The sequence below is a fragment of the Collinsella aerofaciens genome (assembly GCF_020181355.1).
Taxonomy (GTDB): domain Bacteria; phylum Actinomycetota; class Coriobacteriia; order Coriobacteriales; family Coriobacteriaceae; genus Collinsella.
Window position 1 is genome coordinate 63431 of sequence record NZ_CP084004.1, and the last position, 24835, is coordinate 88265.

A 24835-nucleotide genomic window follows, 5' to 3' on the forward strand; every position below is an offset into this window, starting at 1 on the left:
GATTGCCCCTTTGTCACACCTATGCCACGCCGTCGCGGGCGAGCTCCTCGGCCAGTGCCTCGGACGGCATGGCCATAATCGTGTCGAGCTCGGCGTCCACCTCGGGAATACGCTTCACCTTGAGTTTGCGCACCAGATCACCACGGCACATCACGTACGCCGGCTCACGCAGCGCGCACAGGTCATCGAGCGGGTTCTTGCGCGTCACCAGGATATCGGCGGCCTTGCCGCACTCGATTGTGCCGGTCTCGCCGCCCAGCCCCAGCAGCTCGGCATTGACCTGCGTGGCCGTATGCAGCGCGAAGGCGTTACTCACACCCACGTACTTGGCAAAATAGGCCACCTCACGCCACATGTCGTACTGCGTCACGAACGGGCAGCTCGAGTCCGTGCCAAGGCCCACCTTAACGCCAGCTTCCAGTGCGGCACGGGCGCTCTCGATGATGCCCGAGCACACGATGTCGCCGTTCTTCTTTTGTGTATCGGTCGAATGGGTCTTTTCCGGGTCGAGCAATACAAACGGCAGCGCCGGGCTGATAGTGCAGGTAACGCAGGGCGCACGCCCCTCGAGCTGCGTGCCCGCGGCGCCACGGTACAGCTCCAGAATCTCGGACGTCAACGGAGCGCCGTGCTCAATCGTGTCAACGCCGGCCTCAAGCGCAACCTTCACACCCTCGGTACTCTCGACATGGGCCATGACCGGAAGGCCCATATCGTGCGCCGCCTTGCACGCCGCCGCGGCAACCTCCACCGGCATACGCAGCACGCCCGGCTCGCCCACCTCGGTCGCATCGAACACACCGCCCGTTACGAACAGCTTAATGACGTCGGCACCGCGCGCATACAGGTCGCGCACCTGTTCGGCTGCCTCGGCGGGACTGTTTGCCACCTGGGCGAACAAGCCCGCACCATGGCCGCCCGGCACCGTGACGCCCGTTCCCGGCGCCACCAGGCGAGGACCTTGATACTTGCCGGCGTCGATGGCATTACGAACGGCGATGTCGGCAAACAGTGGGTCGCCCGCGCCGCGCACCGTGGTCACGCCGCTTGCCAGTTGTTGTTGGGCGCTGCCCTTAAGAATATGGCGCACGATGGCGCGCCCCACGGGATTATCGAGCTTCTTCATCAGCGCGCCGGCATCGCCCGCCGAAACCGGCTTGCCCGAACCGCACAGATGCACATGCATATTGATGAGACCGGGCATGAGATACGCACCTGCCAGGTCGATGACCTCGGCACCTGCAGGTGCCTGCGCCACAGCACTCGGCCCCATCCACGTGATGACACCGCGCTCAACAGTCACGGCCATATCGGGTTGCGGCTCCATATGCTCCGAACCATCCAGGACGGTCGCATTGATAAACAACGTGGAACGATCGGCAGACGCCATATCGAGCTCCTCCCCCTCAGAAAACTTGAACATCTGTCCATTATTATCCAGTGTAGCCCGATTGCCACAGACATATCGGTTAACGGAGGGAAGAGGGGATGTGGGGGACGGAATACGTTGCAGTCCCACCCCACCGACAACAGGGAAATGTCTCGATCTGTAACAGGTACAGGGTTATTGGGCCCCCTGATGTTACAGATCGAGACAAAACCTCTCAGCGCCCATACCACTGACGTCTCCACTCCTCAGCCAAATCGGGCCGTCGCGGAATACCCGCCAACCTCATCTTCTCAACCAGCTTCCCCGGATTCTTGAGCTCATCAAACGTAAACCGAAGCACCTTGTGCCCGAGCATTGTCAGATGGGACTCCCGTTGACGTTCTGCCACGAATGGGTCGACCGACCCCCGATCCCCACCATCCTGCAGGGTATACTTTCCCTTCCCGTCGAGCTCGCCGATGACACACGTCCCGTTCTCGAGCCGCCAAAAATAGTCGACGCGAAACACCTGGCTCGAATCGAGCGGGTCGCGAAACTCCACCTGCAGCTCCGGAACTGGAAAGCCGTACGCAATAAAGAACGCTCGGAACCGAGACTTGCCGCCGTTTTCGGACAGCCCGTCCGCATACGACGCAATCACCTGTGCCCTGCGATACCCTCGCCTGCCCTCGCAATCGGCACGGAGGCGCTCGCACAAATCCCAACGTGATACGCCTTTCGCCCGCAGTGCAGAATCGGCAATCGCCAACCCGTAGGAGAACGGCGCACGCAGTAAGCAATCCTCCACCGTGCGCCAAAAACGACGTCACCCGCACGCCATCAACACGCTCGAGCGCGCCCGCCATCTGCGGACGCAACAACCTGCACCCGCCGCTCAACGTCACCGAACAACCCGTCTTAACAAGAAAGCGCGGCCCGAGCAGATCATTCGGCACCTCCAGACCCCACAAAAGCGCCGCGTCATAGCCCCAAAACGCCCAATCGGGATGAAATTCCGCAAGCCCTTTGATAGTCCTCAGCGCTCGCTCCGCCGGCGTCAATGCATCCCAATCATGCTGAAAACAGAACAGGTACGGCTCGGGCTCCGCGATATCGTCGGTTCCAACATGGCGTCGCAGCCACATGAGCTCGGTATTGTCATGCGTTGCGAGCAGCGCACCTTGCTTGGCCGTCTCCGTGAGCCGCGCGAGCATTCTATTCCGCGCCAACGTGTTGCGAGTCGCATGTTTGTGTTTGAGAACGGTATTAGGCACTTTCATCACCGCCACGTCAGACAAATGGGCCATCGTCACCGTTGCCTCCGCTGACAAATGTCTTGATCTGTAACAGGAAGACAGTCTTTGAGCCTCTAGTTGTTACAGATTTAGATTGTTCGGCACCGCGTCCAGCCTTTGTCTCAATCTGTAACAGGCAGGTCGAATTTGGGCCTGTAGATGTTACAGATTGAGACATTCCCCCAACCAGGTGCCAAACGTCTCGGTCTGTAACAGTTAGACGTTCTCCAGACCCCCAAACGTTACAGATTTAGACAAACCAGCGGCGCCCAGGCGTTCGTCTCGATCTGCAACAGGTAGACCGGTTTTTTGTCCCTAGACGTTACAGACCGAGACATAACGGCAGAAGGCAAGGCAGGCGACGCCAGCCACACCCCCTACTCCCACTCCTGCTCGTAGATGTTGAGCGACTTCACGTACCGCCCCTGGGCGCCCATGATGTCGCGGACCAGGCGCAAAAAGAAGCTGATGCACGAGGTGTCAAAGCCATCCTGCAGGTCCTCCGGATGCACCGCACCCGGCCCATCGACTGCCGTGTCACTCAGGCGCGCGATGTCGTACAGATAGAGCTGTCCCGCCGTCAGCCAGACATCGTCGACGCAAGCGAGGCGCACCGCAATCGCGCCGTCGCTCCAATGCTCCTTTTGCACGATATGCGGGTCGTAGACATCAAAGCGACGGTCGGTGCGCGTATCCTTCAGCGCAACTATGCCGTTCGCAGGATCCTTGTCCAAAATGCCAAAGCGCGAGAAATACTGCGTGTCGCGTACCTGCTCGAGCCGCTTGAGCGAGGCAGGCGAAAGCGATGCCGGCGGCTCGTCAACATACAGCTCGAGCAGCGTCTTGCCATGGCGATAGGAGCGCTCGAAGAGCAGCCAATCGGTAAACGCCATGTTGTAGGCCATGATTTCGTTTTGCGAAGGCTCGGTGCAATAGCTGAGCCACGGGTCGACAATGATCTCGAACTGTTCGCGCGCCGGCTCCAAAAACTGGAACTTCCGCAGCATCCAAAAATGGGCTATGTCGGCAATATCGTTGCCGACGGCTTCGGCTAGCTGCGCTCGGTCTAAAGCGTGGTCAGTCATGGCATCCTCCTCAAACTGATAGACCTCAATTTGAGCTTACGAGGAGGGTGGTCGGCCACGACCAGCGCGGGCAAAATAGGCCTCCGGCTGCAAACCAGATGCTGACCAAACACTTGACGAAAAGCTTGACCGAAAATGCGCACCGCAACAAAACCGCAGGTAAACATAGACGGCCAACCCGCCCTTTTGAGCCAGATACCCACAGCCACCACAGAAACAACAGGTGACCACAGCCCAAGAAGTCGACAAATAAACACCCGTACGTCGACAAACGAGCAAATCGCTCGCAAAGAGTGTCCCCAACGACTAGACAAAAAATGACTAGTCATTGGGAACGTTCTTAAATGACTACTTTACAGCTCCAGCGCCTCGGCGACTTCGGCAGCGCAGGCCAGGGCGTCGGCCATGGCGCTTACCACGAGCGAACTGCCATTGCGAGCATCGCCGGCCACGTATACCGGTGTGGCGCCCGCGGCGACGCCGTCGACACGGGCCGCAAGGTGCGAGCCCTCGGCAGCCATCACCGGCAGCGGACGACCAGCGGTGGCAACAGGCACGCCAACGGCGTCGAACACGCCATGCTCGGGACCCGTAAAGCCGCAGGCGATGAGCACCAGCTGGGCCGGCACCTCGTGCTCGGAGCCCGCGATGCGCTCGGGCTTGCCAGCCGACCAATCCAGATCGACCACGCGCAGGCCCGCGGCCGCGCCCTTCTTGTCCAACAGTACCTCGAGCGTATCCACACCCCAAGCGCGCATCTCGCCGCCCATGGCAGCGATGGCCTCCTGCTGGCCATAATCGGTCTTCTTCACGTTGGGCCACTGCGGCCAGGGGCTGCTCGCCGCGCGCGCATCAGGCGCCGCCGGCAAGAACTCAAACTGGCGCACGCTGCGCGCACCCTGACGTACCGCGGTGCCCACGCAGTCGTTACCGGTATCGCCGCCGCCAATGACCACAACGTCCAGGCCGCGCGCGTTCACCGCGGGCTCGCCGCCATCGAGCACCGAGACGATCGAAGCCGCCAGGTAGTCCACGGCATACACCACGCCCGGGGCATCAATGTTCGCAGCCGAAAGCCCACGCGGAGCACGGGCGCCGGCAGCCACCACGACGGCGTCAAAGTCGTCGAGCTTGGCGGTAACCTTGGAATCGCTCACGTCGGCACTCAGCTCGAACACAATGCCCAGCTCGCGCATGAGCGCCACGCGACGCTCGACCACGGACTTCTCGAGCTTCATGTTGGGAATGCCGTACATGAGCAGACCGCCCGGGCGGTCGTCGCGCTCAAACACCGTCACGCGGGCGCCACGACGCGCAAGCTCCCATGCTGCCACCAGACCAGCGGGACCGGAACCCACCACGGCAACCGTGGGTGCACCCTCCCCTGCCGGCTCAAAGCGGCGCGGACCGCCGTTGGCCCACTCATGGTCGCTAATCGCGCGCTCGTTGTCATGAATCGTCGTGGGCTGGCCATCGACCGAGCCCAGGTTGCATGCGGCCTCGCACAGCGCCGGGCACACGCGACTCGTGAACTCGGGCATGGGCGAGGTGAGTGACAGGCGCTCGGCAGCCTCGTCCCAACGGCCGCGGTACACCAGCTCGTTCCACTCGGGAATCAGGTTGTGCAGCGGACAGCCGCTCGGACGTGCCTTGCCAAAGCTCGCGCCCATCTGACAAAACGCCACACCGCACATCATGCAGCGGCTCGCCTGGGCACGGCGCGCATCGTCGTCGAGCTCCACGTACAGCGGATCGAAATCGCGGCTGCGCTCCTCCACGGGGCGCAGCTCGTGGGTCACGCGATCGATATCAAGAAAAGCACCGGGCTTACCCATGGCACTTACGCCTCCTTCTTGGTCGAAGCAACAGAGCTGGCGGCGGCGGGCACAGCGCCAGCGACACCACCCGCCACATCAAAGCGAGCGACATCGGCGGCGTCGGCGCGACCGGTCACAATGTCAAACGCCAGCTCCTCGGCCTGCTCATGCGTCTTGCCGACGGCCTCGGCGGCGGCGACAATCGCCAGCACGCGCTCGTACTCGGTCGGAATGACCTTCACAAAGTGCTTGCTCATCGTCTCAAAGCTGTAGAGCAGCTTAATGCCGCGCGGGCTCTGCGTCGCGTCCACGTGCTCCTGGACGAGCGCACGAATCTGCGCCAGCTCACCGGCCGTCGGGGCTTTAAGCTCAACGCTCTCGTGGTTCACACGGGCATCGAGCGTGCCGTACTGGTCAAAGACGTAAGCCACGCCGCCCGTCATGCCGGCGGCGAAGTTCTGCCCGACCTCGCCCAGGATGAGCGCCAGACCTCCCGTCATGTACTCGCAGCCATGGTTGCCGCAGCCCTCGACCACCACCGTGGCACCGGAGTTGCGTACGCCAAAGCGCTGGCCGGCCAGGCCGTTAATGAAGCCGCGGCCACTCGTAGCGCCAAAGAACGCAACGTTGCCCACGATGATGTTCTCGTCGAACTTGTAGGTCGCATGCGGGTTGGGGCGCACCGACACCTCGCCGCCCGAAAGGCCCTTGCCAAAGTAGTCGTTGGCGTCGCCGCACACGTTGAGCGTAATGCCGCGCGGCAGGAAGGCGCCAAAGCTCTGACCGGCCGAACCATCGCAATCGATGGTGATGGAGCCGGCGGGCAGGCCCTCGGGATGCGCCTTGGTCACCGCGTTGCCCAAGATGGTGCCCACGCAGCGGTTGACGTTGGCGATATCGGCGCGGAAGCGAATCGGACGCAGGTGCGCACGGGCATCGGCCGTATAGGGCACAAACAACGTGGAGTCGAGCGTCTTTTCGAGCTCGCTGTCCGCAGCCATCTGGGGCAGGAAGTGACGGCCGTCGGCACCCGGGATATGGGCACCAAACTCACAGGTCGCGCTCGCCAGCACGGGCGACAGATCCAGCAGGTTAGCCTTGCGGTTGCCCGGGACCTCAATCTGGCGCAGGCACTCGGGATGGCCGACCATCTCGTCGACGGTGCGGAAGCCCAGGCTCGCCATGACCTCGCGCAGCTGCTCGGCAACAAAGAGCATAAAGTGCTCGACGTGCTCCGGCTTGCCGCGGAAGCCGCGACGCAGGCGACAGTTTTGCGTGGCGATGCCGGCCGGGCAGGTATCCTGCTGGCAGTCGCGCTGCATGAGGCAGCCCATGGAGATGAGCGGCATGGTCGCAAAGCCAAACTCCTCGGCACCCAGCAGGCAGGCGACGGCAACATCGGTGCCGTCCATGAGCTTGCCGTCGGCCTCGAGCACCACGCGCGAGCGCAGGCCGTTTTGCAGCAGCGTCTGCTGGGCCTCGGCAAGGCCAAGCTCCAGCGGCAGACCGGCGTGCCAGATCGAATCGCGAGCAGCGGCACCCGAGCCGCCGTTGTGGCCGCTGATCAAAATCTTGTCGGCAGCGCCCTTGGCAACACCAGTGGCGATGGTGCCGACACCGGCCTCGCTGACCAGCTTGACCGACACGCGCGCGCCGGGGTTGGCGTTCTTAAGGTCAAAGATCAGCTCTGCCAGGTCCTCGATGGAGTAGATGTCGTGGTGCGGCGGAGGCGAGATCAGGCCGATGCCGGGCGTGGACTGACGGACCTCGGCAATCCAGGGGTAGACCTTCTTGCCGGGCAGGTGACCGCCCTCGCCGGGCTTGGCGCCCTGGGCCATCTTGATCTGAATCTCGAAGGCGCTGCACAGGTAGCGGCTCGTCACGCCAAAGCGCGCGCTTGCCACCTGCTTGATGGCGGAGTTCTTGGAGTCACCGTTAGCCAGCGGGGTCTCGCGACGCGGGTCCTCGCCGCCCTCGCCCGAGTTGGAACGGCCGTGCAGGCGGTTCATGGCGATGGCCATGCACTCGTGTGCTTCCTTGCTGATGGAGCCGTACGACATGGCGCCGGTGTTAAAACGGCGGACGATGTTGAGCGCGGGCTCCACCTCGTCGAGTGCCACCGGGGTGCGACCGTTGGCATTAAAGTCCAGCAGGTCACGCAGGCGCACGGCACGGCCGGTGCGGTGCAGGCGGGCGCTGTACTCCTTAAAGGTGTCGTAGCTGTCCTCGCGGCAGGCGGTCTGCAGCAGGTAGACGGTCTGCGGGTCGATAAGGTGATCCTCGCCGCCGAGCGGGCGCCACTTGGTCAGACCCAGCGTGGGCAGCTGATCGGGAGCCGGGCTCTTAAGGATAGCGAGCGCGGCGTCGTAGCGCTCATTCTGCTCGCGCTCGACGTCCTCGACACCCATACCGCCCACACGGCTCACCGTGCCGGCGAAGTACGCGTTGACGAACTCCGGAGTGAAGCCCACGGCCTCGAAGATCTGCGCGGAGTGGTAGCTCTGCACCGTGGAGATGCCCATCTTGGACATGATGGAAACGATGCCAGCGGTCGCAGCCTTGTTGTAGTTGGCGATGCCCTGCTCGGCTGTCACGTCCAGATCGCCGTGCGCCGCCAAGTCGCGAATGCACGCGTGCGCGTTGTACGGATAGATGCCGCTCGCGGAGTAGCCCACCAGTGCCGCAAAGTCGTGCGGGGACACGGCGTCGCCGCACTCCACCACGATGTCGGCAAAGGTACGCACGCCGGCGCGAATCAGGTGGTTGTGCACGCAGCCCACGGCGAGCAGCGACGGCACAGGGACCTCGCCCGCCGCAGCACGGTCGCTCAGCACCACGATGTTCACGCCATCGCGAACCGCGGCCTCGACGTCTTCGGCAAGCTGCTTGAGCGCAGCCTGCAGCGCGCCCTCACCCGCGTCGCGGCGGTACACGGCACGGAAACGGCGGGTCTTAAAGCCCACGCGGTCGATGGCGCAGATACGCTCGAACTCCTCCTCGCTCAGCAGTGGGCGCTCCAAGCGCACCAGCTGACAGGCCGCACGAGAGTCCTCGAGCAGGTTGCCGTGGTTGCCCAGGTAGAGCGTGGTCGAGGTGACCATATGCTCGCGAAGGGCGTCGATGGGCGGGTTCGTGACCTGAGCGAACAGCTGATAGAAGTAGTCAAAGAACGAACGCGTCTTCTTGGACAGGCAGGCCAGCGGCGCATCGATGCCCATCGAGGCGAGCGGCGCCTTGCCCTGCTGGGCCATGGGACGCACGACCTCGTCAACATCATCCCAGTGATACCCGAGCTTAGCCATGCGCACGGCGGCAGGCACCTCGGCGTCCTCGGCGGGTGTTGCCGCAACGGGCTCATCGAGCGCGTCGACGGTCAGTGTCTCCTCGGCAATCCAATCACGGTAGGGCTTTTCCTTGGCATAGCGGGCGCGCAGCTCGTCGTTGTAGATCACGCGGCCGCGGGCAAAATCGACCTCGAGCATCTGGCCCGGTCCCAGACAGCCGCTCGTCAGGATGTTCTCGGGGCTCACCTCGATGGTGCCCACCTCACTCGCCAGCATAAAGAGGCCGTCACGCGTCACGTAGTAGCGAGCCGGACGCAGGCCGTTACGGTCGAGGGCGGCACCCAGGGTACGGCCGTCGGTAAAGGCGATAGCGGCAGGACCGTCCCACGGCTCCATGAGCATGGACTGGTAAGCGTCGTAGGCGCGGCGCTCCTCACTCAGGCTGTCGTTGTGATCCCACGGCTCGGGCAGCAACATGGACGCGGCACGCGTGAGCGGGCGACCGTTCATGACCAGGAACTCAAGCACGTTGTCTAGAATCGCGGAGTCGGAACCCTCACGGTTGATGATGGGCATCACGCGCTCAAGATCGTGCTGCAGCACGGGGCTGTACAGGTTGGGCTCGCGGGCGCGAATCCAGTTGACATTGCCCTTGAGGGTGTTGATCTCGCCGTTGTGGATGATAAAGCGGTTGGGGTGCGCGCGCTCCCAGCTGGGCGTGGTGTTGGTGGAGTAGCGCGAGTGGACGAGCGCCACGGCCGTCTTGACGGCGGCGTCGTTGAGATCGATGAAGAAGCGGCGCATCTGCGTGGCGACCAGCATACCCTTGTACACGATGGTGCGCGAGCTCATGGAGCACACGTAGAAGATCTTGTCGCGCAGGGCAAACTCAGCGTCGGCCTTCTTCTCGATGGTGCGGCGGCACACATACAGACGGCGCTCGAAGGCGTCGCCCGCCGGCGTGTCGTCCGGACGGCCCAGGAAGGCCTGCAGGATAGTGGGCATGCAGGCGCGGGCCGTCTCGCCCAGGTCGTGCGGGTCGACCGGCACCTCGCGCCAAAAGAGCAGCGGCACGCCGGCCTCGGCGCAGCCCTCCTCAAACACGCGGCGGGCATCCTCTACGCCCTTGTCGTCCTGCGGGAAGAACAGCATGGCCACGCCATAGTCGCCCTCTGCCGGCAGAATCTGGCCGCACTTTTGAGCCTCTTTGCGGAAAAAGTGATGCGGAACCTGGAACAGGATGCCGGCGCCGTCGCCGGTGTTCTTCTCGAGTCCCGTACCGCCGCGGTGCTCCAAGTTGACCAGAATGGACAGTGCGTCGTCCAGAATCTGGTGATGGCGCTCGCCGTTGATATCGGCAAGCGCGCCGATGCCACATGCATCGTGGTCGAATTCGGGGCGATAAAGGCCCTGCTGCTGAGCGGAATCTGCCTGCATCGCGATCCTCCCCTAAATATTAGACAGTCAGTTGAATAGGCATACTAGGAGCATCGCCGGCCCGTTGTGTTTCCCGCCCGTTTCGAAACAATCGCGTAACGCACGCCCTACGAGTGGACACCGCCGACCTCAAGGACGGCAACAAGGGCCCCAAGTTCGGCCCGTATGCTCACCGCTTCAAACATCTCAATCTGTAACAGGAAGACCAAATTTCGACGACTAACTGTTACAGATTGAGACGTTTTTGAGAGACGGCTCCGAATGTCTCAATCTGTAACACGGAGGGTCGGTTTTGGCGGCCAGCTGTTACAGATCGAGATATTCCATAGGACCATTTCTTCCTGTCTTGATCTGTAACACCTAAACCCAATTTCCATCCCTAGTTGTTACAGATCAAGACATTTCGGCAACCCCCTTTTCACCATCTTATTCAAATACAACTATTTTGTTAGTCTTGGTTAACTTTTTGGCCTAAAACGGGTATCCTTTGCGGCGTCAAACAAACGGCACGCAGGAGCTCACCATGCCCAACCATCTCAAACATCATTTTGGCTCCCGACGCACCGGCGGTCACGGAGGCCTAGACATTGCGCGGCACATCGGCCCCGGGCTACTCGTGACCGTCGGCTTTATCGACCCGGGCAACTGGGCCTCCAATATGGCCGCGGGCTCGCAGTTTGGCTACGCGCTGCTGTGGATCGTCACACTGTCCACGATTATGCTCATTGTGCTGCAGCACAATGCGGCGCACCTGGGTATCGCCACGGGCACCTGTCTTGCCGAGGCCACGACACGCTACCTCCCCCGCTTCGTTGGACGCACGGTGCTCGCCAGCGCCTATCTCGCGACCATCGCCACCGCCATGGCAGAGGTCCTGGGCGGCGCGATTGCCCTTCAAATGCTCTTTGGGCTGCCCGTGCGTGCGGGCTGCGTCATCATAGCGGCAGTATCGATGGCGATGCTCATGACGAACTCCTACAAGCGTGCCGAACGCTGGATCATCGCCTTCGTCGGCGTGGTAGGCCTCTCGTTTTTGGCCGAGCTTGCACTAGTCAAGGTCGACTGGCCGCAGGCCGCCGCAAGCTGGATCACACCCAGTATGCCCACCGGCTCGGCCGCGATTATCGTAAGTGTCCTAGGCGCGGTCGTTATGCCACATAACCTTTTTCTGCACTCCGAGGTCATCCAATCCATGCACTTCGAAGGCCAAGGCGAGCAAGTTATCGAAGAGCGTCTGCACTACGAGCTCTTCGACACGCTCTTTTCGATGGGCGTGGGCTGGGCAATCAACTCGGCCATGGTCATCCTGGCCGCAACGACCTTCTTTGCGCATGGCATAGTCGTAGACGACCTCGCCGTCGCAGCGGACACGCTCTCCCCCATTCTGGGCCCGGCAAGCTCGACCATCTTTGCGGTGGCACTGCTGTTTGCGGGCATATCGAGTAGTGTGACGGCAGGCATGGCGGCAGGCACCATCACCGCGGGCATGTTCGACGAGGAATACGACATCCACGACCGACATTCCTCGATCGGGGTAGCGGCCTGTTTCGCCGGCGCAGTGGCGGCGTGTCTGGTCGTCCCAAATCCTTTTGAAGGTCTCATCTGGAGTCAGGCACTGCTGTCGCTTCAGCTGCCGATTACGGTCTTTGTGCTCATACGGCTCACCAGCTCAGCCCGCGTCATGGGCAAATACGCCAACTCGCGCCCGCTCAACGCGTTGCTCGTAGGGATCGGTGCCATCGTGACGATTCTCGATGTCGTGTTGTTGACAGGGATGTAATGGGGCGGGGCACCTACCCAGGCAAACGTCTCGATCTGTAACAGATAGACACGCTTTTGATGTCTAGATGTTACAGATCGAGATCATTCCGAGGGACAGCTCCGTTTGTCTCAATCTGTAACACGTAGACCCCGTTTTCACTGCCAGATGTTACAGATTGAGATCTTCTGCCGGACGGTTTTGGTTTGTCTCGACCTATAACAAGTGGACCCAATTTCCGCTTCTAGATGTTACAGATTGAGACATTTCTTCAGCTCCAACCTTTTGTCTCAATCTGTTGTTAGCGCCGGGCGATTTTAGCCGCTAATAGTCAAACTATTTTGACCAATCCCGGTCACCGAATAATGGCCACCGTGCCTCCCCGCCGCCACTACGCTGGTGGTGCCAACACGCCGGCGTTAGGAGGACCATTGAGGTGAACGAGAGACACGATGACCTACAGGAGATTATAGACGCGGCGCTCCGGGAGATGGCCGCGGAGGAGGGCGACGGGTTCGACCCGCAGGCATGCAACCTCGCGGAGTTCTGCAGGAGGACGGGGCTCACCCGCTCCCGCGCGAGGACGGTCAGGGCACACGGGTTCAGGGCCCTGCCCCACGGGAACAGCGGGAGGAGGGCCGCGCCGGGCGTGCTCGCCGGCCACACCGGCCTGGTGGACGACCTCCTGCGGAAGGGCGTCACCAACTCGCAGGTGATATTCGAGCGGCTGCTCGGCCAGGGCTACGCCGGCGGCCTCACCACGGTGAAGACCTATATCGCCGCGCACCGGGACCTCGTGCCCGCGAAGAGGCGGCAGGCGGCCCCGCAGGGCTGCCGCGGCCAGCGCTTCAGGACGGCGCCCGGAGAGGCCTACCAGATGGACTGGGGCTTCGTCGCGGTCGAGCGCCCTGGCGGGGAGCGGGCGCGGATCGCCTGCTTCGCCATGGTCTGCCACCATTGCGGGGGCGCCCACGTCGAGTTCTTCCCGAACGCGCGCCAGGAGAACCTCCTCATCGGGATGCTGCACGCGTTCTCGGCGCTGGGCGTGCCCGCGACCGTGCTCACCGACAACATGAAGAGCGTGGTCGTCCGCCGCGATGCCGACGGCCGGCCCGTCTGGCAGGCCGACTACGCCGAGTTCATGGGCGTCGTCGGCTTCCGCACCAGGTTGTGCAGGCCGCGCCACCCCTATACGAAGGGCAAGGTGGAGAGGCTCGTCCGCTTCGTGAAGGGGAACTTCCTCGCGGGAAGGTCCTTTACCGACCTTGACGCCCTCAACCGGGAGGCCGCCCTCTGGTGCGCCGAGCAGGGAGGCCGCTGGCGGCGCGCGGCGGCATGCGTCCCGATGCGCGAGCACGAGGCGGCGTGCTCGGCGAACACCAGGCCGCTCGAGGTCACGGCCGAGGTCGAGCGGTACCTGTGCCCGCGCCGGAAGATCTCCTTCGACGGCTTCGTGAGCTTCGAGGGGCACCGCTACGGCGTGCCCTACTGGTACGTCCGCCGCGAGTGCAGGGTGAACCGGGAGGGGCGCGTGGTGCACATATACAGCGACGACCTCTCCCGCGAGCTCGTCGCCCACGCCGTCGGCACCGGCGCCGACAGCTGGTGCGAGGGGCAGTGGGAGACATCGCCGGCGCAGCCCGAGGAGCTGCCGACCCAGCCGGTGGGGACCGTGGTCGAGCAAATCGCCCCGCCCAGGACGAAACCCGGTTTCGAGAGGTTCGACTTCGGGAGGGCCGAATGATGGCGGGCGCGGGGGCGAGCCCCTACGAGCTCGCGAGCGACGCCGCGTCGAGGCTCGGGATCGCCGTCGGGGCGGAGGAGCTCGCGACCCTCGCCTCGGACCTCGACCTCGGCGACGGGGAGATGGCCGCCGTGGCAGCCACCTTCTCCTACCTTGCGGAGAAGAGGAGGCTCGCCTCCATCGAGACGCTGCTGAGGCTGAGCAGGCTGCCCAGGCGCGAGCCCAAGACCTTCGAGGGCTTCGACTTCTCCAGGATCCAGGGCCGGGACGCGGCCGCGCTGGGCAAGCTCCCGTCGCTGGCCGACCTCTACGCGCACCGCAACGTCGCCTTCGTCGGGCCCGGCGGCATAGGGAAGACGCACCTCGCGCAGGCCTACGGGCGCGAGTGCTGCATGCGGGGGCTCAAGACCTACTACATAAAGGCGACCGAGCTCAGGGACAGGTTCCAGAAGGCCGTCCAGCGGGGAAACACCTCGCGGGTCGTCTCCTCGCTCGTCAAGCCGTCGTGCCTCATCGTTGACGAGGTGGGGAGATGCGTCTACGACAGGCCGTGCACCGACCTGTTCTTCGATGTCGTCGACAGGCGCTACGAGAAGGAGGGGCCGAACGCGATGGTCCTCACGAGCAACATCGCCCCGAGCGGGTGGGATGAGTTCTTCACGGGCGACGACACGCTCCTCTGCGCCCTCGACAGGCTGTTCGACAAGGCGTCGGTGTTCGTGATGCGGGGCCCGAGCTACCGCGGCAGGGAGCTTGACACCTACTCGGTGGAGGCCGTCCCCCAGGCGGTGAAGGTGAGGGGGATCCAGCCCGAGGGGATGTAGGAATGCGATAGGAAAGTCATAGATGCGGGCGTGTTGGCTAAAATGGGTCGGCCGGGATTGGTCAATCTCGGCCGACTATATTTGGCTAAATTATTCCGGCGCTAACACTGTAACAGATAGACCCGTTTTGAGCCGCCACATGTTACAGATTGAGACAAACAGTCGGCCGGACTCACAACAGACAGGAGCGGCTAACAGCAGCCGTGATCCCTTGGGGACGGAGGAAAAGGGCCCCGGCCGGGATGACCGACCGGGGCCCTTGGACAGAGCTATGTTCGGCTTTCGCCGCGTGCCTGCGAGCTACTCCTCAACGAGCTCAAACTGATCGGGACCGACGCCGCACACCGGGCACACGTAGTCCTCGGGCAGCTCGGGCGTGTCGACCTCAACCTCGTAACCGCAAACGACGCACACAAACTTATACGTCTTCTTCTCCTCAGCCATGATGTTCTCCTCTCGAACGCGACTGGTGATGTACTTCGCTTATTAGTATATGTTCTCAATAATATAATGCAAGTATTTTTAGAACATTTCTAGCCTTGATACGATGAAGCCTTGGGCGGCGTCTTGCCCTTCAGCACCTTGTGGTAGTAGTCATAGGTCAACGGAGTCTCGCCACTCAGACGCTCGGCATCCTCAACCTCGCCAATAAAGAGCAGATGCGTGCCCACGTCCACGGTGTCAATCAGACGGCAACTAAACAGCGCTGCCGCGTGCTCGGGCACATAGGGCATGCCCAGCGTGGTCTCGCGCGTCTCGTACTTGGCAAACTTGTCATAGTCACTGCTGGTGCGGAACCCAAAGTTGCCAATGTAGAGCATATCGGCCGTCTGGTCGATCACGGTCAGCGCGAAGGCCTTGGCAGACGAGATAACACCAGACGTGACATTGTCCTTATTCACGGCAATCGAGATGCGCGGCGGGGCGGATGTCACCTGCACCGCTGTGTTGATAACGCAGCCGGCACGCAGCCCGTCCGCCGCGGCGCTCACCACGTACAGGCCACTCGGCATGGTAAAGAACGCAGTTTTGTCCATAACGATCACTCCCCTAGCTCGGGTTGGAACCTCATGGATGTATGTACCCACAAAAAAGGCGACGCCCATAACGGACGCCGCCTTTGAGACATATGTGTCAGAACAGTAAGAAAGATGAGACGCCCGCAGTTGCGGTGAAATAGGGACTGAATAGTCCCTCAATCAGGCAAAACAGTCCGTATTCCACCGCAACTTATGAAGGGTGGTCAGCGATTGCGCTCTTTGAGGGCGCGGTCGATCTCGCGTTGAACATCACGCTTGGCCATGTCCTCGCGCTTGTCGTAGAGCTTCTTGCCGCGACCCAGACCCAGCAGCAGCTTTACGCGGCCGTCGGTATTAAAGTAGAGCTCCAACGGAACCAGCGCATAACCACGGTTGCGAAGTTTGCCGTCAAGAAAGTCGATCTCCTTGCGGTGCAGCAGCAGACGACGCCGACGGTCGGGATCGCGATTCCACACGCCACCATGGCTATAGGGGTGGATATGCAGGCCGACGAGCCAGCACTCCCCGCCGCGGATCAGCGCGAAGGTATCGGTGATCTGGCAGGCGCGCTCGCGAATCGACTTGACCTCGGTGCCGCTCAGTTCAATGCCACACTCAAATGTCTCATCGATAAAGTACTCGTGATGCGCCGAGCGATTCTTGGAAATGAGCTTGCGCTCGCGCTTACTGGGCATCGCCGGCCTCCTTGGCTCCATCGGCGTTTGAGCCCGCAGTCTCGCGCTTTGCCTCGCGCTCGGCATTGAGCTCGGCATCGCTCTCGCGCACCAGTTTGATAATCGCCGCGCAGGCCTCCTCGCCCACCAAGTCGCGAGCACGTACCGTCAGGCGCGTCGCCTCCTGCTTGTCGCCGTCGCTTGCGGCATCGGTCGCGCACATAATCAGGCAGATGGCAATCTCGGCCGAAGGCGAGGTCGGAACGCCTTGCAGGGCCAGTTCACCCATCACGTGCTCGTCGCTCTCATCGGCGGCATCCGGATAGGTGGTATGGATCTTGTTGAGCAGGCGCGTCGTATGCGCATCGTTGGGCGCCAGGCGCAGCGCCAGACGCGCGCAGCCCACGGCAGCCGAAACGTTCTCGGTCTCGGGCTCCAAGAAGTACTGACCTAGATTGGCGTAAGCACGGGCGGCGCACTTGCCATCACTTGCACGCTCCAGCACCGAGAACGAGAGCGATGCCCATTCCTGCTTGTCCTCGAGTGCGCGGAACAGCTCGGCCAAATCCAAGCGATAGTTGCAGTTCATGGGGTCCCAACGCACAGCCTGCATCAGGGCATTACGAGCGCTCACATAATCCTGCTGGCGAATGTAGGCAAACGCCATATCAGAGTACAGGCGGTCAAACGGCACCTCGACCTGCACGAGCTCGCGCGGATCCTTCTCCACGCGGCGATAGGCCAAGCGCTCAAACTTGCTATCGAAGCTAAAGAATTGGCGCTTCTCCTCCGTCTTGCACTCAGCGTCGATATACTCCTCGGCGAGCTCCACCAGACGCTCCAGCAGCGGCGTCGCCGTAGCCAGGTCGCCCTGCGCCAGATAGTTCTCGGCATACGTGATGTCTTGCAAGCTGATGGGCAGATCCATGGCTACTCCTCGATCTGAGCGAAACACGGCAGGCGCCGTATATACGATCAATACACAAAACCCGGGTCTCTTACGAGGCCCGGGCGTTCAATTTTGGTAGCCCGTACCAGATTCGAACTGGTGATCTCCGCCTTGAGAGGGCGGCGTCCTAAACCGCTAGACGAACGGGCCATATGTAGCAAATGCAATGGCTGGGATGGAGGGAGTCGAACCCCCATTGACGGAACCAGAATCCGCTGTCCTGCCATTAGACGACATCCCAATGACTGCATCGCTGCGCTCGGCTGTGCCTTTGCGCAAGAAAGAAATATACGGGAAGTCTCGCCGTGACGCAAGCCCCAATTTTGACTTTTTTGAAATTCAGTCAAATTGGCCTGATTTCGCCCAACCCGTGAAGGACCTGTGAAGCCGACCGCTGCACACGAAGGGCAAAACGCCGCGAGCGGTAGCCGTCAACCGTTGGCAGATTCTACCGCGAAAACAATAGCACCAGGCAACACAATCGAAGTATCAATGATCGCGTAGATATCGAGGCGCCATGGACGAAGAGCTTGATTACCTATGGGAGACCCTGGGCCTCGAGATCACTGCTGACCTTTGGCCCGAACGGGACAAAATCCATCCCACACTGCGCCCCGCCATCACGGTGATGCAGGCAAAATACCGCCGTGCATCCTTTTTGATCATGCGGGTGTCATGGCACGCGGGACTCCCCGACCTTAAGCGAATCCAGGCAAGCCTCGTCGAGCTGTCCGGTATGCCGACCGTCATATCCGAGGCGCACCTGGAGCAGCGCCAGCGCGAGCGACTGCAACAGCAGCGGATTCCCTTTATCTGCCCCGGCGTTCAGGCATATCTGCCCTTTATGGACGAGGAGTACTGGAGCGGCAAGCCCAACAAGCACGTAAAGGTCTACGATCCGCACGAATGGGCACAGCTGGCGGACTGACTGAGGCAGGCCCGCCAACCGGGATAGTGCGCATGCCCGCCAACCGGAAAGCTCATCCCGGAATTTACGTCCAGAACGGGACGCGCTTTCCCCTAGAGGCCCCAAGCGGAAACTGCGTCCCAGATTTCGCGCTCAAACTGGGATACGGTTTCCGCTAGCCCCTTCAACCGGAAACTGCGTCCCGGAATCCGAGCTCAAAACGGGACGCACTTTCCGAAGCCACTACAACAGTACCTCGGTCCAGGCCGCTTCCCTAAAGCCGGGAATCGCAAAGTCGTCGCCCACCAGCAGCGGACGCTTGACCAGCATGCCGTCGGTCGCCAGCAGCTCGTAGCACTCCCGATCCGTCATGCCCGCATCCAGACGCGCCTTCAGGCCCAGCTCTCGATATTTCATGCCCGACGAATTAAAGAAACGCCGCACCGGCAGCCCCGAACGAGCAACCCAGGTCGCAAGCTCATCAGCCGTGGGATTGTCCAAAACGATATCGCGATCGATATACTCTACCCCATGTTCGTCCAGCCATGCCTTGGCCTTCTTACAGGTCGAGCACTTGGGATATTCAACAAACAGTACGGTCATGGGAATCCTCCGAATATAGATCGGCCAACGCGGGCACACGCCACACGAGGCGCCTTCGTATGATGGGCCAATTGTAGCCCACGGGTCACACGCTAAACGAACCGTACCCCGAATCCGCGTTTGATGAACGGCAGTAGCTCCATTGCCTCGGGCGTGATATGGCCCGCAACGTTCATGCGCTCGTCACCGGGAAGATCGACCCGCGCAATCTCAAGCTCGCCTTCGTAGCGCCCATATCCGCTATTGCTCACAGCGATCGACCCCGCCTTTCGCGGCAGGCCGGCTCCGGCATCCGTCGGCACGGAATCCGGCTTAAGCGTCGTACGTGACTCCTGAGACCTAAAGATGAGGACACTCGAGTCGGGCCGGTCGTGATGAATCTGCCCGCGCACATAGGCATAACCGGGCTCAAGCTCGCATTGCAGGTCCACGTATCCGGCGGAAACTTGAGCAAACTGCGCCCAGCCCGCATCGGATAGATCGGGGTCGCCGACCAACACAATGTCGCAATCGGCGCCATGTGCAAGCTCAAGCATATTGAGGGCAACCTTTGACGCGCGACCGCGCTGTGCCTCGACCGTCGGCAGTCCCTCGAATACCGGCCCGCGAACGTTAGCATCACCCGGCACAAAAGCCATGATTTCGAATCCAAGCGCCGCAAGACGAAGATTCACCCGAGCAATGTCCTCCAGAGCTAAACCGGTATAAGGCTTGGGGTAAAAATTGTGGCAGGCGGCAAAACGAGTCACATCGGCACCGGCCTCACGCCACGATGCGATTTCATCAGAACTCACTGTCGATGCATTGACCACAATGCGAAATACACCGGACAGCTCCGCGACCCGCTGGGCGCTAAAGCCATAGTCCAAACGAAGGTATTCCAACCCCAGATCGCGCAGGTCCTCGATGCGCTCAAGCCCGAGCAAATCGCACGTGCGAGGCCCCACATCGGCAATGAGCGCAATGCCGCGGGCGGAAAGCAGCGACAGCACATGACGGACCTTATCGGCATACGCCGCTCCCCCATCCTCGGGAATATGCAGCGAGGTGAACGCATAGCGCGCACTCGCCGCGGCACCACGCTCAATCGTCCGCTCAATATCCTGCAAAGGGCTGGAAAGATAAATCGAAATACCCGTTTTCACGCTTCAACGCTCCTTTAAAAAAGGCCGGCGGAGCAGCTAGCCCCGCCGGCACAACCATAACATCAAGAAATCTGCCGCGCGCCGCGAGCTCTGAGCAACACGGCTCGCGATATCAAACTACTCGCCAAAGAACTCGTTGATCTTCTGCTCGTCGACGCCAAAGAACCACGTCAGGACAAAGCCGGCGGCATAGGCAAGCAGCATAGCGGCAACGTAGCCGAGCTGCTGGCCAGGAACGACGATCAGCAGGCCAAACAGACCGGAAACGCCCTGAGAAACCGTGCCGATGTGAAGCAGCGCCGCGAGCGCGCCGCCAAATCCGGCACCCAGGCAGGCCGTCACAAACGGACGAACGAGCGGCAGCGTAACAGCATACATCAGAGGCTCGCCCACACCCAGGATTCCAACGGGGATGGACTCGGCGACGTACTTCTTGAGCTTGGCGTTCTTGGTCTTAAAGTACAGCGCCAAACCGGCACCGACCTGGCCGCCGCCAGCCATCATAAGGATGGGAAGCAGGTAATTGATACCCTTGGTAGCGCCGTCGGGATCGTTGAGCATAGCGTGGATCGGCGTGAGCGCCTGATGCAGGCCGACGGACACCAGCGGCAAGAAGCCTGCCGACAGGATATAGCCGCCCAGGACGCCCAACTTCTCGAAGATAAAGGTCAAAACGCTAAAGATGGCAGTCGTCAGCCATGCGCCAACCGGCTGGATGACGAGCATCAGAGCAAAGGCGCCGATGATGAGCACCAGCAGCGGGGACAGGAACGTGTCGAGTGCGTTGGGCATAACCTTGCGAATCTGACGCTCCATCCAGGCAAAAAATGCACCAGCGATGAGAGCCGCGATCATGCCGCCCGCTGCGGGGTTGTACTGCGCATTGGTGAGCGGCAGCAGAATGGCAGTGGCAGGATCAGCCGCGCCAGGCGCAAGCAGGGGCATGGCACTGTTGGCGATACACATCATGCCGGCGATGCCGCCCAGCGCAGCGGAGCCACCAAACTCACGTGCCGCGTTATAGCCCACCAAGATGGGCAGATAGGCAAACAGGGCCCAGCCCATGGAACGAATGCCCTGGTACCACCACTCGCCTGCAAGCGCGCCTGCCGTCGAGACGTTAATGACGTTGCAGATACCGTTGATGAGGCCAGCCGCAATGATGCCGGGAAGCAGGGCGACGAAGACATTGGAAATCTTCTTGAGGAAGGCCTGAACCGGCTTGGACTCGTACTTGGCCTTCTGCGCGGCCTTGTTCGTGGCCGCAGCGTCAACCACGCTCTCGTCAGCAACGCCTTTCGCAAGGCCGGTGAGCTTGGAGAACTCCTCGAGCACCTTATTCACCTTGCCCGGACCCAACACAATCTGCATCGTGTCGTCCTCGACCAGGCCCATCACGCCGTCGAGTGCCTTAATGCCCTCCGTGTCGACGTTGCCCGTGTCTTTGACGGTCACGCGCAGGCGCGTCATGCACGCCGCGTTTGCGAGCACGTTGTCTTTACCGCCCAAAAGGTCCAGCAGCTTTTGAGCCAGCTCTTTGTTCGTCATAACTCCTCCTTGTATTGGGTATCTCGTCTGGATGTCATATCAGCTCACGCCGCGCACCTATTGGGCATCGGCATTGCTCTTCTCATGGCCACTCACCGCAGCACGGACATGGCCTCGCGCCCGCTCAAGAGCCACCGCGGCCTGCTCGGCATCGCAGTCCAGCAGCACCGAGACAATAGCGGTTTTTACGTGGCCGCCGGTATCTGCAAGCGCCTGAACAGCGCACTCGCGCGTGCAGCCGGTCGCCTCCATCACGATGTTCTGGCCGCGCACCACCAACTTCTCGTTCGTCTGCTGCACATCGACCATCAGGTTTTGGTATACCTTGCCGATCTTGACCATGGCACCGGTCGAAATCATGTTGAGAATGAGCTTTTGAACCGTTCCCGCCTTGAGCCTCGTTGAGCCGGTCAGCACCTCGGGACCGGGCACGGGCTCAATGGCAAGATCTGCGCTCTCCCCGATCTTCGACCCTTGGTTACAGGCAATTGCAATGGTCTTGCACCCAGTTGCCTTGGCATACACAAGGCCGCCCACCACATAAGGAGTACGACCGCTTGCCGCCAGGCCAACGACAAGGTCCTTGTCCGAGAGTCCACGCTCCCGCAAGTCGCTCGCGCCAAGCTCCTCGCTGTCTTCGGCACCTTCGACAGCCTTGATAAACGCCGTCTCGCCTCCGGCAATGAGCCCGACAATCAGATCGGGTGACACGCCAAACGTGGGTGGACACTCCGAAGCGTCGAGTACGCCCAGACGACCGCTGGTGCCTGCGCCCATGTAAAAGACGCGCCCGCCGCGCTCGAGCGCCTCGGCAGCCCAGTCGATTGCCGTGGCAACCTGGGGCAGCACTTTCGTGACTGACTGGACGGCACGAAGATCCTCATCGTTCATCGTCGTGACGATTTGCAGCGATGTCATCGTATCGAGGTCCATTGACCTTTGATTACGCTGTTCGGTCGTGAATTTTGTTAAATCGAGCATTTCATTCACCTCATCTTTCCTGTTTCTCGATGTAGTTTTGCTTAATGACATGCGTCGCCCGTTCGTAGTCGCTGGCAACGTAAGCAGCGTACAGGGCATCGACAACCATAAGCTGGGCCATACGCGAAGCCATGGCACCGCTGCGGACCAAGGGTTCACTCGCAGCGACGCCGAGCACGGCATCGGCCATGGTGGCAAGCTTGGATGATCCATCTACTTTGGTAACGGCCACAACGGGACAGTTGTGACGTTGAGCCTCGGCGGTGCAGTCCAGCACCTCTTGCGTCAAGCCCGAGTAGCTAAAGGCGATTGCCATATCGCCCTCATGCATGTTCTTGGCACATAAGAGCTGATCATGCCAGTCGTCGTACAGATGGCACTCTTTGTCGACACGCATGAGCTTTTGCGCTAGGTCGTGCGCGACCAAACGAGAGGCACCAATACCGAACAGATTGACCGCGCGTGCCCGCTTAAGACGGGCCGCGCATCGCTCCAAGACGGTGTAATCGAGCGTTCGCGCCGTCGCCTCAATCGTGCGCACGTTGCTTTTCATCACCTTCCCCACGATACGTTCGACGCTGTCATCCATGGAGATGTCCTCGAGGGCTACGTCTTTCTTGTCACCTAAGAGCGCCAGCTCGGCAATCAGTTCGCGCTGGAACTCCTTGTAGCCCGCAAAACCCAAACGCTTGCAAAAGCGCAAAATGCTCGAGGGCGAGGAGAACGTGACATCGGCAAGACCGCGGACGGACAGCCCGACCACCTCGTGCGGATGAGCGCTTACATATGCGATGACATTGCGTTCCGCCGGGCTCGCGCTGAGCTCACGCTCGCGAAGCCGCAAAAGCAATCCGTTTGCCATCTCAAACACCTCCGTTGAGAAGAATTAAAGACCAACGAACGATTCGTACCGGATACAAACAGCTTTTGCGGTACATTGTGCCGCATCGTGGCGCACAAAGGGCGAGCGTTCTACCGCTCGCCCCTCAAATCCGACCGCTCGGAAATACGCGCGACACAAAATAATTCAACGAGGTCGCATTATCAGAAACGGGTTTGCTACCGGCTAGCGCCTCGCATGGGCGCCGATCGGCCGAGTCACATGGCGCACCAACGCCGCTGCCAGCAATACCAACAGCATGGCGGTGACATAGCCCGCAGCATCGAATCCTAAATCGATAACGTCGAAATGCCTGCCGGGGACAAAGATCTTATGTACCTGATCGCCAACGGAGCAGGCGGCGCAAAAGAGCAATACGGGCACGCAACGGGAGCATACGCTCCACGGACGCCTGGAAAAGCAAACCACGACCACCGAGGCGAACAATCCGACGAAGAAAAATTCTACGGTATGGGCAACGCGACGGACGTTTGTGCCCACCCACATGCGAACGGAAGCAAGTCGGCCAGACCGGACATTCGAGGCAGCCGAATCGGCGCCCCCGGTCATTCCGTTCTCCGTCTGAGCTTCACCCGTGGCATCGGCAGCCTGAACGCCCGTAGCCTGACCCTCCACCACACGCGCGGTGGACTCGCTCAGCAACGACGTCTCTACCGCATTTTGCTCCGTCAGCACCCAGATGCCCGTCAGCGTTACAGCGAACAGAACGATCGCGGTCCATCCGATTATTTGTTTTACGCGTGCCAAGGGCCAACCTCCTTTTTTGAATATCAGCGAGTGTAGCCCCAAATGACATCGTCAACGTATCAAAATTTGAATCGCAACAGGAAGCGACAAAGCGACGCAAACCCCTACCCCGCCTCGCGCATCCAGCGATCGAACGTCCCCACGCACACACCCAAGCACTTTGCTGCCTGGCTGCGGGTAATATCGCCTGCCTCATAGCTATCGCGCACCAGCTCAAACTGAGGAGGGCACGGCTTGCGAGGTCGACCGAAACGGACCCCTCGCGCTCGCGCCGCTGCAATCCCCTCCGCCTGGCGCCGATGGATATTCTCGCGCTCCACCTGCGCCACGTAGCTCAGCAGTTGCAGCACAATATCGGCAATCAGGGTGTTGGTCACATCCGGCGCGCCGCTGGCCCTGACGCGCGTGTCAAGCAATGGCATGTCCAACACCACAATGGCAACCCCGAGCTCCTTGGTAATGCGTCGCCATTCCTCAAGAATCTCGGAGTAATTACGGCCAAGTCGGTCGATAGAAAGCACCACCAGTACGTCCCCGTCTCCCAGGACGTGCAGCAGCTCGCGATAACGCGGTCGATCGAAGTCCTTGCCGCTCGCATGGTCGGCATAAATATTCGCCGAGCCCACGCCATAGGCGCCCAGCGCATCCAGCTGCCGATTAAGGTTCTGATCGCGCGAACTCACCCGCGCATAACCGTACACCGTCGCCATCTCATCCCCGCTTTCTTGTAAACCTGCCAAAAAGGGA

The 24835-nt window shown here is 61.2% G+C and carries 20 protein-coding genes and 2 tRNA genes; 4 read left to right on the forward strand and 18 right to left on the reverse strand.

Annotated elements, in window-relative coordinates:
- Positions 1–19 precede the first annotated feature (19 nt).
- The 5 genes from LCQ44_RS00235 to gltB form a co-directional block, all read right to left on the reverse strand.
- Positions 20–1423 (reverse strand): amidohydrolase family protein, encoded by a 1404-nt coding sequence (locus tag LCQ44_RS00235; RefSeq protein WP_225093791.1) that lies wholly within the window; start codon positions 1421–1423, stop codon positions 20–22.
- 181 nt (positions 1424–1604) lie between these two features.
- Positions 1605–2030, reverse strand: coding sequence for a hypothetical protein (locus LCQ44_RS00240; RefSeq protein WP_225093792.1), 426 nt, complete (start codon positions 2028–2030; stop codon positions 1605–1607).
- Between the two features lie 1011 nt (positions 2031–3041).
- On the reverse strand, positions 3042–3749 hold the full coding sequence (locus LCQ44_RS00245; protein ID WP_138375206.1) for a hypothetical protein: 708 nt from the start codon (positions 3747–3749) through the stop codon (positions 3042–3044).
- 353 nt (positions 3750–4102) lie between these two features.
- Complete coding sequence (locus LCQ44_RS00250; RefSeq protein WP_225093793.1) at positions 4103–5584, reverse strand: glutamate synthase subunit beta; 1482 nt, start codon at positions 5582–5584, stop codon at positions 4103–4105.
- A 5-nt stretch (positions 5585–5589) separates the two neighbouring features.
- A complete protein-coding gene (gene gltB, locus LCQ44_RS00255) occupies positions 5590–10287 on the reverse strand; it encodes a glutamate synthase large subunit (protein ID WP_225093794.1) in 4698 nt (1565 codons plus the stop codon).
- Positions 10288–10810: 523 nt separating this feature from the next.
- On the opposite strand from gltB, the gene LCQ44_RS00260 reads away from it, so the two are divergent.
- The 3 genes from LCQ44_RS00260 (at position 10811) to LCQ44_RS00270 (ending at position 14614) form a co-directional block, all read left to right on the forward strand.
- A complete protein-coding gene (locus LCQ44_RS00260) occupies positions 10811–12067 on the forward strand; it encodes an Nramp family divalent metal transporter (RefSeq protein ID WP_225093795.1) in 1257 nt (418 codons plus the stop codon).
- Positions 12068–12482: 415 nt separating this feature from the next.
- Positions 12483–13790: an IS21 family transposase gene (gene istA / locus LCQ44_RS00265; protein ID WP_035138955.1), complete on the forward strand. Its 1308-nt coding sequence runs from the start codon at positions 12483–12485 to the stop codon at positions 13788–13790.
- Complete coding sequence (locus tag LCQ44_RS00270; RefSeq protein WP_006235234.1) at positions 13787–14614, forward strand: ATP-binding protein; 828 nt, start codon at positions 13787–13789, stop codon at positions 14612–14614. The genes istA and LCQ44_RS00270 overlap by 4 nt, the downstream gene beginning before the upstream one ends.
- A 300-nt stretch (positions 14615–14914) precedes the next feature.
- On the opposite strand, the gene LCQ44_RS00275 is transcribed toward LCQ44_RS00270, so the two are convergent.
- From LCQ44_RS00275 to LCQ44_RS00300, 6 genes are all read right to left on the reverse strand, one after another.
- Complete coding sequence (locus LCQ44_RS00275) at positions 14915–15058, reverse strand: rubredoxin-like domain-containing protein (protein WP_055251878.1); 144 nt, start codon at positions 15056–15058, stop codon at positions 14915–14917.
- An 89-nt stretch (positions 15059–15147) separates the two neighbouring features.
- Positions 15148–15651 (reverse strand): flavin reductase family protein, encoded by a 504-nt coding sequence (locus LCQ44_RS00280; protein WP_225093796.1) that lies wholly within the window; start codon positions 15649–15651, stop codon positions 15148–15150.
- Between the two features lie 206 nt (positions 15652–15857).
- A complete protein-coding gene (smpB, locus tag LCQ44_RS00285; RefSeq protein WP_006235325.1) occupies positions 15858–16328 on the reverse strand; it encodes an SsrA-binding protein SmpB in 471 nt (156 codons plus the stop codon).
- Entirely contained in the window at positions 16318–17235 is a 918-nt protein-coding gene (locus LCQ44_RS00290) for a tetratricopeptide repeat protein (RefSeq protein ID WP_225093797.1), read from the reverse strand. Before LCQ44_RS00290 ends, smpB begins: the two co-directional genes overlap by 11 nt.
- Before the next feature lie 94 nt (positions 17236–17329).
- Positions 17330–17406, reverse strand: a tRNA-Glu gene (locus tag LCQ44_RS00295).
- 17 nt (positions 17407–17423) lie between these two features.
- Positions 17424–17497: transfer RNA gene (locus LCQ44_RS00300), tRNA-Gln, on the reverse strand.
- Between the two features lie 276 nt (positions 17498–17773).
- Here LCQ44_RS00300 and LCQ44_RS00305 point away from each other — a divergent pair.
- Complete coding sequence (locus LCQ44_RS00305; RefSeq protein WP_195503493.1) at positions 17774–18184, forward strand: hypothetical protein; 411 nt, start codon at positions 17774–17776, stop codon at positions 18182–18184.
- 222 nt (positions 18185–18406) lie between these two features.
- Here the strand turns inward: LCQ44_RS00305 and LCQ44_RS00310 are convergent, their stop codons facing one another.
- The 7 genes from LCQ44_RS00310 to LCQ44_RS00340 form a co-directional block, all read right to left on the reverse strand.
- Positions 18407–18766, reverse strand: coding sequence for an arsenate reductase family protein (locus LCQ44_RS00310; RefSeq protein ID WP_225093798.1), 360 nt, complete (start codon positions 18764–18766; stop codon positions 18407–18409).
- 92 nt (positions 18767–18858) lie between these two features.
- On the reverse strand, positions 18859–19911 hold the full coding sequence (locus tag LCQ44_RS00315; RefSeq protein ID WP_225093799.1) for a MupG family TIM beta-alpha barrel fold protein: 1053 nt from the start codon (positions 19909–19911) through the stop codon (positions 18859–18861).
- Between the two features lie 117 nt (positions 19912–20028).
- On the reverse strand, positions 20029–21459 hold the full coding sequence (locus tag LCQ44_RS00320; protein ID WP_035137407.1) for a PTS transporter subunit EIIC: 1431 nt from the start codon (positions 21457–21459) through the stop codon (positions 20029–20031).
- A gap of 57 nt (positions 21460–21516) precedes the next feature.
- Positions 21517–22440, reverse strand: a complete 924-nt coding sequence (murQ, locus tag LCQ44_RS00325; protein WP_225093800.1) for an N-acetylmuramic acid 6-phosphate etherase — start codon at positions 22438–22440, stop codon at positions 21517–21519.
- Between the two features lie 10 nt (positions 22441–22450).
- Positions 22451–23302 (reverse strand): MurR/RpiR family transcriptional regulator, encoded by an 852-nt coding sequence (locus tag LCQ44_RS00330; protein ID WP_055310345.1) that lies wholly within the window; start codon positions 23300–23302, stop codon positions 22451–22453.
- 204 nt (positions 23303–23506) lie between these two features.
- Positions 23507–24088, reverse strand: coding sequence for a VanZ family protein (locus LCQ44_RS00335; RefSeq protein ID WP_225093801.1), 582 nt, complete (start codon positions 24086–24088; stop codon positions 23507–23509).
- A 104-nt stretch (positions 24089–24192) separates the two neighbouring features.
- A complete protein-coding gene (locus LCQ44_RS00340; protein WP_035137411.1) occupies positions 24193–24798 on the reverse strand; it encodes a recombinase family protein in 606 nt (201 codons plus the stop codon).
- Between the last annotated feature and the right edge of the window lie 37 nt (positions 24799–24835).

Bases quoted from the DNA above. Each gene is read 5' to 3' on its own strand.
- LCQ44_RS00235 (WP_225093791.1), bottom strand. From the start codon at position 1,423: ATGTTCAAGTTTTCTGAGGGGGAGGAGCTCGATATGGCGTCTGCCGAT.
- LCQ44_RS00260 (WP_225093795.1), top strand. From the start codon at position 10,811: ATGCCCAACCATCTCAAACATCATTTTGGCTCCCGACGCACCGGCGGT.
- LCQ44_RS00250 (WP_225093793.1), bottom strand. From the start codon at position 5,584: ATGGGTAAGCCCGGTGCTTTTCTTGATATCGATCGCGTGACCCACGAG.
- LCQ44_RS00320 (WP_035137407.1), bottom strand. From the start codon at position 21,459: ATGACGAACAAAGAGCTGGCTCAAAAGCTGCTGGACCTTTTGGGCGGT.
- LCQ44_RS00280 (WP_225093796.1), bottom strand. From the start codon at position 15,651: ATGGACAAAACTGCGTTCTTTACCATGCCGAGTGGCCTGTACGTGGTG.
- LCQ44_RS00330 (WP_055310345.1), bottom strand. From the start codon at position 23,302: ATGGCAAACGGATTGCTTTTGCGGCTTCGCGAGCGTGAGCTCAGCGCG.
- LCQ44_RS00305 (WP_195503493.1), top strand. From the start codon at position 17,774: ATGGACGAAGAGCTTGATTACCTATGGGAGACCCTGGGCCTCGAGATC.
- smpB (WP_006235325.1), bottom strand. From the start codon at position 16,328: ATGCCCAGTAAGCGCGAGCGCAAGCTCATTTCCAAGAATCGCTCGGCG.
- LCQ44_RS00270 (WP_006235234.1), top strand. From the start codon at position 13,787: ATGATGGCGGGCGCGGGGGCGAGCCCCTACGAGCTCGCGAGCGACGCC.
- murQ (WP_225093800.1), bottom strand. From the start codon at position 22,440: ATGCTCGATTTAACAAAATTCACGACCGAACAGCGTAATCAAAGGTCA.
- LCQ44_RS00275 (WP_055251878.1), bottom strand. From the start codon at position 15,058: ATGGCTGAGGAGAAGAAGACGTATAAGTTTGTGTGCGTCGTTTGCGGT.
- LCQ44_RS00290 (WP_225093797.1), bottom strand. From the start codon at position 17,235: ATGGATCTGCCCATCAGCTTGCAAGACATCACGTATGCCGAGAACTAT.
- LCQ44_RS00310 (WP_225093798.1), bottom strand. From the start codon at position 18,766: ATGACCGTACTGTTTGTTGAATATCCCAAGTGCTCGACCTGTAAGAAG.
- LCQ44_RS00340 (WP_035137411.1), bottom strand. From the start codon at position 24,798: ATGGCGACGGTGTACGGTTATGCGCGGGTGAGTTCGCGCGATCAGAAC.
- gltB (WP_225093794.1), bottom strand. From the start codon at position 10,287: ATGCAGGCAGATTCCGCTCAGCAGCAGGGCCTTTATCGCCCCGAATTC.
- LCQ44_RS00245 (WP_138375206.1), bottom strand. From the start codon at position 3,749: ATGACTGACCACGCTTTAGACCGAGCGCAGCTAGCCGAAGCCGTCGGC.